Origin of the sequence: Streptomyces venezuelae (genome assembly GCF_008642335.1) — a bacterium.
GTDB classification, from domain to species: domain Bacteria; phylum Actinomycetota; class Actinomycetes; order Streptomycetales; family Streptomycetaceae; genus Streptomyces; species Streptomyces venezuelae_F.
The window spans coordinates 5,915,954-5,927,954 of the sequence record NZ_CP029191.1 but is presented as its reverse complement, the minus strand read 5'-3'; the positions used below and the strand labels follow the sequence as shown (position 1 = coordinate 5,927,954).

Genomic DNA, 12,001 nt, shown 5'->3' with positions numbered 1-12,001 from the left:
GCCGGTGATCCCTCCTGGCGGGCCGAGGGAACGACAGGGATGACAGGCTGGGGCACATGTCCGCACCCCAGGCTCCGGGTTCCCGGGGCGTGCCCGCCGCGCCGATGGAGCGGCCGCCCATGCCGCGGCGGCCGCTCCTGCCGATGTCCCTGAGCGTCCTCCTCTTCGCGCTGCTGACCTGGCAGGTCGTCGCCGAAGGCCCGCTGCGCCGCGCCGACGAGCGCGCGGGGCGCGCCCTCACCGGGAGCCGGCTGCCGGACGGTGCCGCCGAGTTCCTCGCCGACCTCGGCAACGCCACGGTGGCCGTGCCGTTCCTTGTGGCCGTGTCCGCGTACACCGCATGGCACGCGCGGCGCGGCGGTGCGTTCCGGTGGTGGCTGCCCGCGGTCGCCGCGCTGGTCGCGATGGCGGCGGTGCCCGTGCTGGTCGCCCCGCTCAAGGCGGTGATCGACCGTGCAGGACCGCCCGGCACGGCGGGTGACGGCGGCTTCTACCCCTCCGGCCACGCGGCGACGGCCGCCGTCGCCTACGGAGCGGCGGCCCTGCTCCTGCTGCCGCTGCTCCGTGGCGCGTACGGCCGCCGCGAACTGGTCATCGGGTGCTGCCTGTTGAACGTGGCGGTGGGGTTCGGTCTGGTGCGGCGGGGCTACCACTGGCCGCTGGACGTGGTGGCGAGCTGGTGCCTGGCCGCGGTGCTGCTGCAGGCGGTGGTGCTGGTGGTCAGCCGGAAGGCGGCGCCGGTCAGCCGAAGTACCGGTCGAAGTTCTGCGAGAACTCCCGGTTGTTGAAGCGGTCCCAGTTGATCGACCACGTCATCAGGCCGCGCAGGTCGGGCCAGGTTCCGTGGGTCTTGTACGAGCCGCAGTTGCTGCCCTTGGTGAGGCAGTCCAGGGCCTTGTTGACCTCGCCCGTGGACACGTGGCCGTTGCCCGCGTTGACGGAGGCGGGCATGCCGATGGCGACCTTCCGGGGCGGCAGCGGCGGGAAGACGTTGTTCTTGTCGCCCGCCACGGGGAAGCCGGTGAGCAGCATGTCGGTCATCGCGATGTGGAAGTCCGCGCCGCCCATGAAGTGGTACTGGTTGTCGAGGCCCATGATCGGCCCCGAGTTGTAGTCCTGGACGTGCAGCAAAGTGAGGTCGTCGCGCAGGGCGTGGATGACCGGCAGGTACGCGCCCGCGCGCGGGTCCTGGCCGCCCCACTTCCCCGTTCCGTAGAACTGGTATCCGAGCTGCACGAAGAACGTCTCGGGCGCCATGGTGAGCGTGAAGCCCGCGCCGTACTTGGCCTTGAGGGTCTTCACCGCCGAGATGAGGTTGACGATCACCGGGGTCTTCGGGTTCTTGAAGTCGGTGTCGTCGGCGTTGAGCGAGAGCGAGTGGCCCTCGAAGTCGATGTCCAGGCCGTCGAGCCCGTACTCGTCGATGATCTTCGAGACCGAGGCGACGAAGGTGTCGCGGGCCTGCGCCGTCTTGAGCTGGACCTGGCCGTTCTGGCCGCCGATGGAGATCAGGACCTTCTTGCCCGCCGCCTGCTTGGCCTTGATCGCGGCCTTGAACTCGTCCTTCGTCTCGACGTTCGGGCACTCCGACTTGGGACAGAGGCCGAAGCGGATGTCGCCCGAGGTGGCGGAGGTGGGTTCGCCGAAGGCGAGGTCGATGATGTCCCAGCTGTCGGGGGTGTCGGCGAGCCGGGTGTAGCCGGAGCCGTTGGCGAAACTGGTGTGCAGATAGCCGACGAGGGCGTGGTCGGCGGGCGCGGCCGGTCCCGCGGCCCGGGGCTCGGCGGCCCGGGGTTCGGGGGCCGCCGTCGCGCGGGTGGAGAGCAGGCCGGACGCGGCGAGCGCGCAGGCGGCGACGGCGACCACGGCGGCGCGTCTCATGCGGCCGGCGGGGCTTGTTCGGGGCAACGAAGAGCGATCCACAACTGCCTCCGGGCATGGGGGGTTTGGAGGGCGGGTCGCGCATAACTTGGTCCAGACCAATCGAGTTGTCAAGGTTTCCGGCAGCTCACGTCCCACCGTCGTGGCCGTCGCCCGCGAGGCGCGCGGCCGCCTCGTGCATCGCGAGTTCGAGGACTCCCGGATCCGTCAGCGTCCCCGAGCCGTCCGGCGGGACCAGCCAGCGGACGCCGCCCGCGGCCCGGCCCGGATAGGGCACGACGACCCAGGTGCCGCGGCCCGCGCCGCGCACCCCCGTGCCGAGCCAGCGCGAGACCGTGCCCGGCGGCACGAAGAACCCCATGCGTTCGTCGCCGAAGTCGGCCAGCACGGGGCCGGGGCGGTCGACGCAGCGGCCCAGCACGTCCAGTGTGGGATAGCCGAGTTCGCCGGGCAGGATCAGCACGTCCCAGCGCCGGCCCGCCGGCAGGAGCGCGACCCCCAGGGGGCTGCGCTCCCACTCCCAGCGGCAGGCGTCCGGATCCGGCGCCACCGACACCAGCCATTCGATCGCCGTCCTCGCCCCCGAGTCACCCGAGCCAGTCATGACAGAACCTTCCTTCCCTGTGCGGCAACATGCGCGTCACAGGGGAGAGAGGCCGCGGGCCGGAGCATTACGCGGGTTTCGGCGACGAATCGAAGCAGTGACGACCGCGCCGTGCGCCTCAGCTGTCGAAGCCGAGCCCCAGCTTGTCCATCGTCTTCAGCCACAGGTTCCGCCTGCCGCCGTTGGCGTCGGCGCGGGCCAGCGACCACTTGGTCAGCGCGACACCGGTCCACGCGAACGGCTCGGGCGGGAACGGCAGCGGTTTCGTCCGCACCATCTCCAGCTCCGTGCGCTCCGTCCGCTCGCCCGCCAGGAGGTCGAGCATGACGTCGGCGCCGAACCGGGAGGCCCCGACACCGAGGCCCGTGTAGCCCGCCGCGTACGCGACGCGCCCCTTGTGGGCCGTGCCGAAGAACGCCGAGAACCGCGAGCACGTGTCGATCGCGCCGCCCCACGCGTGCGTGAAACGGACCCCTTCCAGCTGCGGGAAGCACGTGAAGAAGTGCCCGGCGAGCTTCGCGTACGTCTCGGGCCTGTCGTCGTACTCGGCGCGCACCTTCCCGCCGAACGGGTAGATCGCGTCGTAGCCGCCCCACAGGATGCGGTTGTCGGCGGAGAGCCGGAAGTAGTGGAACTGATTGGCGCTGTCGCCGAGGCCCTGGCGGTTCTTCCAGCCGATCGCCGCCAGTTGTTCGTCGGTCAGCGGCTCGGTCATCAGCGCGTAGTCGTAGACCGGCACGGTGTACGGGCGCAGGCGCTTGACCAGCGAGGGGAAGATGTTCGTGGCAAGGGCGACGTGGCGGGCGAAGACCCTGCCGTAGGGCGTGCGGATCGCCATGCCGGCGCCGGAGGACGCCAGTTCGAGCGCGGGCGTGTGTTCGTAGACGCGTACGCCCTTCTCCAGGCAGGCCCGCTTCAGGCCCCACGCCAGCTTCGCCGGGTGCAGCATGGCGACGCCCTCGCGGTCCCAGAGGCCGCCGAGGAAGGTAGGCGAGTCGACGTGCTCGCGCAGCGCGTCCGCGTCCAGGAGCTCGGAGCCCTCGGCGAGGCCGTGCTCCGCCATCTCCTCGTACATCTCGCGGAGTTCGGCCATCTGGTGCGGTGCGGTGGCGACGTCGATCTCGCCGGTGCGCTCGAAGTCGCAGTCGATGGTGTACCGCTTGACGGCCGCCTCGATCTCGTCGAGGTTGCGCGCGCCGAGCTCCTCCAGCTTCGCGATCTCGTCCGGCCAGCGGGAGAGGCCGTTGGCGATGCCGTGGGTGAGGGAGGCGGCGCAGAATCCGCCGTTGCGGCCGGACGCGGCCCAGCCGGCCTCACGGCCCTCGACGAGGACGACGTCGCGGCGCGGGTCGCGCTCCTTGGCGATGAGCGCGGTCCACAGGCCGCTGTACCCGCCGCCGACGACGAGCAGGTCGCACCGCTCGTCGCCGGTGAGGGCGGGCTCGGGGGCGGGCCTGCCGGGGTCGTCGAGCCAGAACGACACCGGCTTGGCGTCGGAGAGGGATTCGGTGAAACGGGTCATGGCACCAGGGGCCATGATTTCCACTCCTTCATCAATTGCTTGGATTACCGGGACTGCTTGTTGCGGCGTTTGCCGATGAGCATTCCGGAGAGTACGAGCAGGACGGCGACGAGGAACATCGCCGTACCGATCACATTGATCTGAACGGGCGTGCCCCGCTGCGCGGATCCCCATACGAACATGGGGAAGGTCACAGTCGAGCCCGCGTTGAAATTCGTGATGATGAAATCGTCGAAGGAGAGCGCGAAGGCGAGCAGCGCGCCCGCCGCGATGCCGGGTGCGGCGATCGGCAGCGTCACCCGCAGGAACGTCTGCACGGGACCGGCGTAGAGGTCCTGGGCGGCCTGTTCCAGGCGTGGGTCCATCGACATGACGCGCGCCTTGACGGCGGTCACCACGAAGCTGAGACAGAACATGATGTGGGCGATGAGGACGGTCCAGAAGCCGAGCTGCGCGCCCATGTTCAGGAAGAGCGTGAGCAGCGAGGCGGCCATGACGACCTCGGGCATGGCCATCGGCAGGAAGATCAGCGAGTTGATGGCGCCGCGCGCCCGGAACCGGTAGCGCACGAGGGCGAAGGCGATCATCGTGCCGAGCACGGTCGCGCCGATCGTCGCCCAGGTGGCGATCTGCAGGCTCAGCGAGAGGGACCCGCACATGTCGGCGACGCCGCACGGATCCTTCCACGCGTCGAGCGAGAATTCCTGCCAGGAGTAATTGAAGCGGCCCTTCGGTTTGTTGAAGGAGAAGACCGTGACGACGACGTTCGGGAGCAGCAGATAGGCGAGCGTCAGCAGGCCCGCGATGACGACGACATTGCGCCGGAGCCAGCGGAAGAGGGCGGCCATCAGACGAGATCCTCCGTCCCCGACTTGCGGATGTAGAAGGTCACCATGAAGAGGATGGCGGCCATGAGGATGAAGGAGAGAGCGGCGGCCGTCGGGTAGTCCAGGATGCGCAGGAACTGCGTCTGGATGACGTTGCCGACCATACGGGTGTCGGTGGATCCGAGCAGGTCGGCGTTGACGTAGTCACCGGCCGCGGGGATGAAGGTGAGCAGCGTCCCGGAGACGACGCCCGGCATGGAGAGCGGGAAGGTCACCTTGCGGAACGTGGTGGACGGTTTGGCGTAGAGGTCGCCCGCGGCCTCGTGCAGCCGGCCGTCGATGCGCTCCAGCGAGGTGTAGAGCGGCAGGATCATGAACGGCAGGAAGTTGTACGTGAGTCCGCAGATCACCGCGAGCGGTGTGGCGAGGACCCGGTCGCCCGCCGTGACGCCGAGCCAGCTGGTGACGTCGAGGACGTGCAGGGAGTTGAGGGCGCCCACCACCGGGCCGCCGTCGGCGAGGATCGTCTTCCACGCCAGCGTACGGATGAGGAAGCTGGTGAAGAACGGCGCGATGACCAGGACGAGGATGACGTTGCGCCAGCGGCCCGCGCGGAACGCGATGAGGTAGGCGAGCGGGTAGCCGAGCAGCAGGCACAGGACCGTGGCGGCGCCCGCGTAGAGCACCGAGCGCAGGAACTGCGGCCAGTAGTCGGTGAGCGCGTCCCAGTACGTGGCGAAGTGCCAGGTGACCTTGAAGCCCTCTTCGAGGGAGCCGGTCTGCACGGACGTCGACGCCTGGTAGACGAGCGGCAGGGCGAAGAAGACGATCAGCCAGAGGATGCCGGGGAGCAGTAGCCAGTAGGGAACGAGCCGCCCTCGCTTGCGCGGCTTGCGTGCGGGTGGCTCCTCGGGAGCGGGCGCCGTCGGTGGTGGTGCGTCGGTCACGGTCGTCATGCGGAGGCGTCCTCCTCGACCTTCTCGACGCCCGCGTCGACGTCCTGGGAGGCATCGAGGGCGAAGGTGTGGGCCGGGTTCCAGTGCAGGACGACCTCGGCGCCGGGGACGAGGCGGGTGTCGCGCTCGATGTTCTGCGCGTACACCTCGAAGGACGGGCAGACGGGGCTGCGGACGACGTACTGCGTCGATACGCCGATGAAGCTGCTGTCGGCGATGCGTCCGGTGATGCGGTTGCGGCCCTCGGGGATCCGTCCGGCGTCGTCCGCGTGGCTGAGGGAGATCTTCTCGGGGCGCACGCCGACGATGACCTTGCCGCCCGTGGCGGTGGGGCCGCTACATCGCGCGACGGGCAGCGTCAGCTTGCAGTCGCCCGCCTTGACGACCATGTCGTCACCGCTACGTGCGGCGCCCGCCTGGACATCCGCCTCGATGAAGTTCGACGTGCCGAGGAAGTTGGCGACGAACGTCGTCCGCGGGTTCTCGTACAGGTCGGCGGGGGCGCCGAGCTGCTCGACGCGGCCGCCGTTCATCACGGCCACGGTGTCGGCCATGGTCATGGCCTCCTCCTGGTCGTGCGTGACGTGCACGAAGGTGATGCCGACCTCGGTCTGGATGCGCTTGAGCTCCAGCTGCATCTGGCGGCGCAGCTTCAGGTCGAGGGCGCCGAGCGGCTCGTCGAGGAGGAGCACCTTGGGGTGGTTGATGAGGGCGCGGGCGACGGCGACGCGCTGCTGCTGGCCGCCGGAGAGCTGGTGCGGCTTCTTTCGGGCGTGCTCGCCGAGCTGCACCAGGTCGAGCATCTCGCCGACCTGGCCCTTCACGGACTTGATGCCGCGCCGGCGCAGCCCGAAGGCGACGTTCTCGAAGATGTCCAGGTGCGGGAAGAGCGCGTACGACTGGAAGACGGTGTTCACGGGCCGCTTGTACGGCGGCAGCGCCGTGACGTCCTGGTCGCCGAGGTGCACGGTCCCCGAACTGGGCTCCTCCAGGCCCGCGATCATGCGGAGCGTGGTGGTCTTGCCGCAGCCGGACGCCCCGAGCAGGGCGAAGAAGGAGCCCTGCGGCACGGTGAGGTCGAGCGGCCGCACGGCGGTGAACGAGCCGTACGTCTTACTGATCCCGGAGAGACGGACGTCGCCGCCGTGTTCTTGAGCAGAGGTCATGGTGTGGTCCAGGAAGGAGTAGAGGGGGGCGGAGGCGTCCCGTGTCTTTTAGGGGCGCGGGGAACTGCGCGACCAGCCACGGCGGACCCGCAGGCAAAAAGTGGCCTCGTCCGCCGGAGCGTCACGCGCCGGACAGCTTCGCGAACTTCTCTTCGTACGCCGTCTCTTCCTTCGGCGTGAGCGACCGGAACGCCCGGGACTTCTCCTTCATCTCCTTGTCGGGGATGATCAGCGGATTCGACGCGGCGTCCTTGTCGAGCTCCGCGAGGGCGTCCCGTACCCCGTCGACCGGGCAGACGTAGTTGATGTACGCGGCGAGGCGGGCCGCGGGCTCGGGCTCGTAGTAGTAGTCGATGAGCCGCTCGGCGTTCTTCTTGTGCCGCGCCTTGTTCGGGACGAGCAGGTTGTCCGTGGACGTGATGTAGCCCTGGTCGGGGATGTGGAAGGCGACATCGGGGCTGTCGGCCTGGAGCTGCACGATGTCGCCGGCCCAGCCGAGGCAGGCCGCGATGTCGCCCTTGGCCAGGTCGGACGTGTAGTCGTTGCCGGTGAAGCGCCGGATCTGCTTGCGGTCGACGGCCTTCTGGAGGCGGGCGATGGCCGCGTCGAAGTCGTCGTCGGTGAAGTCCGCGGGGTCCTTGCCCATGTCGATGAGTGTCATGCCGACGGTGTCGCGCATCTCGGAGAGGAACCCGACGCGCCCCTTCAGCTTCGGGTCGTCGAGCAGCTGCGACACCGAGGTGATCTCTTTACCGCCGGTCGCCTTCTTGTTGTACGCGATGACGGTGGAGATGCCGGTCCAGGGATAGGAGTACGACCGGCCCGGGTCCCAGTCCGGATCACGGAACTGGGCGGAGAGATTGGTGTACGCGTGCGGCAGGTTGGCCGGGTCCAGTTTCTGGACCCACCCGAAGCGGATGAGCCGGGCGGCCAGCCAGTCGGTGACGCAGATGAGGTCGCGTCCGGTCTCCTGGCCCGCGGCGAGCTGCGGTTTGACCTTGCCGAAGAACTCGACGTTGTCGTTGATGTCCTCGGTGTACTTGACCGTGATCCCGGTGCGTTTCGTGAACGCGTCCAGGGTGGGCCGCCGGTTCTCGTCCTTCTCGTCGACGTCCATGTACTCGGTCCAGTTGGAGAAGCTGATGCGCTTCTCCCCCGCCGAGTGGTCGTCGGAGGAGACCTCGCCCTGGCTCTTGCCCGCCGCGGGGATGCCGCAGGCACTGAGCGCACCGAGGCCGCCGATCGCGAGCGCGCCGCCCGTGGAGGCGCGCAGCACACTACGGCGGGTCAGGGCGGCCCTGCCGTTCCGGTAGCTGCGGTGCATGGCGGCCAGTTGGGCCGGGGAAAGGCGGTGGGGCTCGTACTGCTCCATGCGCGTGGTTGCCCTTTCGGGAGGGAGGCGGCCGCCGGTCACGCGGCCTGTGACGACGTGACCGCGTGACTACCGGTCCCCGAAGATCGTGCGGTGCCAGTCCTTGCGGACGACCGCCGTGTTGTCGAACATGACGTGCTTGACCTGCGTGTACTCCTCGAAGGAGTACGCGGACATGTCCTTTCCGTAGCCGGATGCCTTGTAGCCGCCGTGCGGCATCTCGCTGAGGATCGGGATGTGGTCGTTGACCCACACGCAGCCCGCCTTGATCTCGCGGGTCGCGCGGTTGGCGCGGAACACGTCGCGGCTCCAGGCGGAGGCGGCGAGGCCGTAGGGGGTGTCGTTGGCGAGCCGGATGCCCTCGTCGTCGGCGTCGAAGGGCAGCACGACGAGGACGGGCCCGAAGATCTCGGACTGCACGATCTCGCTGTCCTGCGCGGCGTCCGCGATCAGGGTCGGCTTGTAGTACGCGCCGGGGTGCTGGAGCGCCTCGCCGCCGGTCACCACGCGCGCGTAGGAGCGGGCGCGGTCGACGAACCCGGCGACGCGGTCGCGGTGCGCGTGCGAGATGAGCGGCCCCATGTCGGTGCTCGGGTCGAACGGGTCGCCGAGCCGCACGCTCTCCATGAGGTCGGCGACGCCCTGCACGAACGCCTCGTAGAGCGGGCGCTGCACGTACGCGCGCGTGGCGGCCGTGCAGTCCTGCCCGGAGTTGATGAGCGCGCCGGCGACCGCGCCGTGCACGGCGGCGTCCAGGTCGGCGTCGTCGAAGACGACGAAGGGCGCCTTGCCGCCGAGCTCCAGGTGGAGCCGTTTGACGGTGGCGGTGGCGATCTCGGCGACGCGCTTGCCGACGCCGGTGGACCCGGTGAAGGACGTCATGGCGACATCGGGGTGACCCACGAGGTGTTCACCGGCGTCCTTGCCCGCGCCCGTGACGATGTTGACGACACCGTCGGGGATGCCCGCCTCGGTGGCCGCCTGCGCGAAGAGGAGGGAGGTGAAGGGGGTGAGCTCGGCGGGCTTGAGGACGATGGTGTTGCCCGCGGCGATCGCCGGGAGGACCTTCCAGGCGGCCATCTGGAGCGGGTAGTTCCAGGGGGCGATGGACCCGACGACACCGATGGGCTCGCGGCGTACGTACGAGGTGTGGTCACCGGTGTACTCGCCGGCCGACTGGCCCTGGAGATGCCGGGCCGCGCCCGCGAAGAAGGCGGCGTTGTCGACGGTCCCGGGGACGTCGAACTCGCGGCTCAGCTTGATCGGCTTGCCGCACTGCAGCGACTCGGCCTGCGCGATGTCCTCGGCACGCTCCGCCAGGACGCCCGCGAACCGGTGCAGGGCGTCGGAACGCTCGCCCGGGGTGGCGCCCGCCCAGCCGGGGAACGCCTCGGCGGCCGCGGCGACGGCGGCGTCGACGTCGTCGCTCCCGGCGAGCTCGTACGTGTAGACCTCGTCGCCCGTGGCGGGGTCGATCACCGCGTGGGAGGCGCCGGACGTCCCCTTGGTCAGCCGCCCGGCGATGTACTGCGCACCGTCCGCGAAGTGGTCCCGCGCCTGGAAGTTGTGCATGACGCTCTCCTCCGCCGCCCGCCCCGTCCCGCGGGGGTCGGCGTAGCTCCGGATCGATTTGAGTGCCGATCCTGACAGAGCAGTGATAGTCCAACAAGTGATTCCGTTGTTGCCTTTTGGTTACGCGACGGAATCTGTCGACCAGGTGTCGAGTCGACCCGGAAAACCCAGGACGGAATGTCAGTGGTGCGTGCCAGACTCGCGTGCATGACGAAGATCGACTCGGTGGAGGCGCTGGTCGGCGCGGTGCGCGCGGGCGAGAAGGTGAAGTATCTGCACTTCTGGGGCCACACCCCGCGGCGGGACGGCACGCTCGGTGCGAGCTGTCTGAGTCAGTGGTGGCCTTCGCCGTTCACGGTGGACGGCGTGGAGTACGCGACGGCGGAGCACTGGATGATGGCGGCCAAGGCCCGCCTCTTCGGCGACGCGGACGCGGAACGGGCGGTCCTCGCGGCCCGCACCCCGGCCGAGGCGAAGAAGGCCGGCCGCCTCGTCCGGGACTTCGACGACGCGATATGGGTGCGCGAGCGCTTCGGCATCGTGGTGGCGGGCAGTACGCACAAGTTCGCGTCGGACCCCGCGCTGCGGGACTTCCTCGTGGCGACGGGGCAGCGCGTCCTGGTCGAGGCCAGCCCCCTGGACCGCATCTGGGGCATCGGCCTGGCGGCGGACGACCCCCGCGCGGAGGCCCCCGAGAAGTGGCGGGGACCGAACCTGCTGGGGTTCGCGCTGATGGAAGCGCGGGAGCGGGTCTAGGAGCCTGTGTCATAACCGGCTGGAGGTACCCCCACCACGTGGTCGGCCGGGGCCCGACTCGCCTCGACGCGCTGCCGGGTCAGCCGCTTCCGTACGAGACGGCTCTGCGCCGCCACCGTCACGATCACACCGGCCCCGAGGACCGGCCAGGCGAGCGGACCCGCCGCGATCACCGCGGTGACCAGGAGCGGCCCGCCGCTGCGCTGCGCCGACGAGGACAGGCCGTGGACCCCGAGATAGGCGCCCTGGGCGTCACCGGGGGCGAGCGCGATCGAGAGCTCCCAGGACGCGATGGCGTGGAGTATCTCGGCGAAGGTCAGGGCGACGGCGGCGACCGTGAGCGCGGCGACGGCGAGCCCGGTGCCGCCGAACGCGGACGCGGTCAGCGCGGCACACCCGACGACGAAACAGCCCGCCAGCGGTACGAGGAGCGCGCGGGCCCGCTCCGGTGTGCTGCCGAACCGGGACAGCGGGACCTGGCAGCAGACGACCAGCACGCAGTTGAGCACCATGAGGAGCGGCGCGAGCCCGTGCGGGGCGTCCGTGGCGTGGACGATCCACAGGGGGATGCCGACCTGGAGCACCGCGTCGTCGAGGAAGAGGGCCGCCTCGGTCACGGTGAAGAGCAGGAAGGAGCGGTCGCGCCATGGGTTGGATGCCGGTCGGGGGGCGGTTGCTGCCACCGGTCCGGCCGTCATCGAGCCGGACACCACGCGGGACGGCGACGGAGGTTCGGCGCAGCGCAGGGTGAGGGCCGCGGCGGCGAGGAAGCTGACCACGTTGCCGAGGAGCAGCGCCTGGTAGGCGTGGGTGGTGCCGATCGCGAGGGCGCACGCGCCGGCCAGCCCGCCGACGGCCCAGCCCGCGTTGGAGACGGTGCGCTGCACGGCCTGGTACCGGGTGCGGTCCGGGCCCGCGATGCGGGCGGCGTACAGCTTGGTGAGGACGTTGGCGCCGCGGTCGGCGAGGCTGTTGACGGCTGAGTACAGCAGGAGCAGCGCGAAGTCGTCCGTCGTGAGCAGCGCCAACAGCGCCGCGGCCTGCTGGAGTTGGGCGCCGATGAGGATGCGGGTGACCGGGAAGCGGTCGGCGAGGTGGCCCGCGAGCGGCGCGCCCGCGATGCCGACGGCGCCCGAGACCCCCAGGAGCACGCCGACTTCGGCGACGGAGAGTCCGGCGACCAGGGTGAAGTAGAGGGCGGCCGCCCCCATCCACAGACCGGTCCCCATTTTGTTGATCAGGGCGATCCAGAGCATGCGCCGGCCGTCGGCGCCCCCCGGTATGCGTGCGTACAGCGCGGACCGCTTCCGCCTGAGGCTCACCCGTCCCCCTTGACGCTCTCTTT

The 12,001-nt window shown here is 70.1% G+C and carries 10 protein-coding genes and 1 pseudogene; 2 read left to right on the top strand and 9 right to left on the bottom strand.

Annotated features, from left to right (window positions below; translation table 11 throughout):
- Nucleotides 1-56 precede the first annotated feature (56 nt).
- Nucleotides 57-788, top strand: a complete 732-nt coding sequence (locus tag DEJ49_RS26900; protein ID WP_317850470.1) for a phosphatase PAP2 family protein — start codon at nt 57-59, stop codon at nt 786-788.
- Here the strand turns inward: DEJ49_RS26900 and DEJ49_RS26895 are convergent.
- From DEJ49_RS26895 to DEJ49_RS26860, 8 genes and pseudogenes are all read right to left on the bottom strand, one after another.
- Nucleotides 742-1,746: pseudogene (locus DEJ49_RS26895) on the bottom strand (chitinase); the annotation flags it as partial. The gene DEJ49_RS26900 and the pseudogene DEJ49_RS26895 overlap by 47 nt on opposite strands.
- Before the next feature lie 262 nt (nt 1,747-2,008).
- Entirely contained in the window at nt 2,009-2,485 is a 477-nt protein-coding gene (locus DEJ49_RS26890; RefSeq protein WP_150186490.1) for a hypothetical protein, read from the bottom strand.
- A 118-nt stretch (nt 2,486-2,603) separates the two neighbouring features.
- Entirely contained in the window at nt 2,604-4,022 is a 1,419-nt protein-coding gene (locus tag DEJ49_RS26885) for an NAD(P)/FAD-dependent oxidoreductase (RefSeq protein ID WP_150186489.1), read from the bottom strand.
- Nucleotides 4,023-4,051: 29 nt separating this feature from the next.
- The gene (locus tag DEJ49_RS26880; protein WP_150186488.1) at nt 4,052-4,855 is read right to left on the bottom strand and encodes an ABC transporter permease; all 804 of its coding nucleotides are present in this window, start codon (nt 4,853-4,855) and stop codon (nt 4,052-4,054) included.
- The gene (locus DEJ49_RS26875) at nt 4,855-5,790 is read right to left on the bottom strand and encodes an ABC transporter permease (protein WP_150186487.1); all 936 of its coding nucleotides are present in this window, start codon (nt 5,788-5,790) and stop codon (nt 4,855-4,857) included. The genes DEJ49_RS26880 and DEJ49_RS26875 overlap by 1 nt, the downstream gene beginning before the upstream one ends.
- The gene (locus DEJ49_RS26870) at nt 5,787-6,956 is read right to left on the bottom strand and encodes an ABC transporter ATP-binding protein (RefSeq protein WP_150186486.1); all 1,170 of its coding nucleotides are present in this window, start codon (nt 6,954-6,956) and stop codon (nt 5,787-5,789) included. The genes DEJ49_RS26875 and DEJ49_RS26870 overlap by 4 nt, the downstream gene beginning before the upstream one ends.
- A 121-nt stretch (nt 6,957-7,077) precedes the next feature.
- The gene (locus DEJ49_RS26865; protein ID WP_150186485.1) at nt 7,078-8,328 is read right to left on the bottom strand and encodes a spermidine/putrescine ABC transporter substrate-binding protein; all 1,251 of its coding nucleotides are present in this window, start codon (nt 8,326-8,328) and stop codon (nt 7,078-7,080) included.
- Nucleotides 8,329-8,397: 69 nt separating this feature from the next.
- Nucleotides 8,398-9,900 carry a gamma-aminobutyraldehyde dehydrogenase gene (locus tag DEJ49_RS26860; protein WP_150186484.1) on the bottom strand — a complete coding sequence of 501 codons (1,503 nt, stop codon included), beginning with the start codon at nt 9,898-9,900 and terminating at the stop codon, nt 8,398-8,400.
- A gap of 177 nt (nt 9,901-10,077) precedes the next feature.
- Between DEJ49_RS26860 and DEJ49_RS26855 the strand changes: the two genes are divergently transcribed.
- Nucleotides 10,078-10,656, top strand: coding sequence for an NADAR family protein (locus DEJ49_RS26855; protein ID WP_150186483.1), 579 nt, complete (start codon nt 10,078-10,080; stop codon nt 10,654-10,656).
- Here DEJ49_RS26855 and DEJ49_RS26850 read toward each other — a convergent pair.
- Nucleotides 10,653-11,978, bottom strand: coding sequence for an MFS transporter (locus DEJ49_RS26850; protein ID WP_317850469.1), 1,326 nt, complete (start codon nt 11,976-11,978; stop codon nt 10,653-10,655). The two genes, DEJ49_RS26855 and DEJ49_RS26850, sit on opposite strands and share 4 nt — an antisense overlap.
- Between the last annotated feature and the right edge of the window lie 23 nt (nt 11,979-12,001).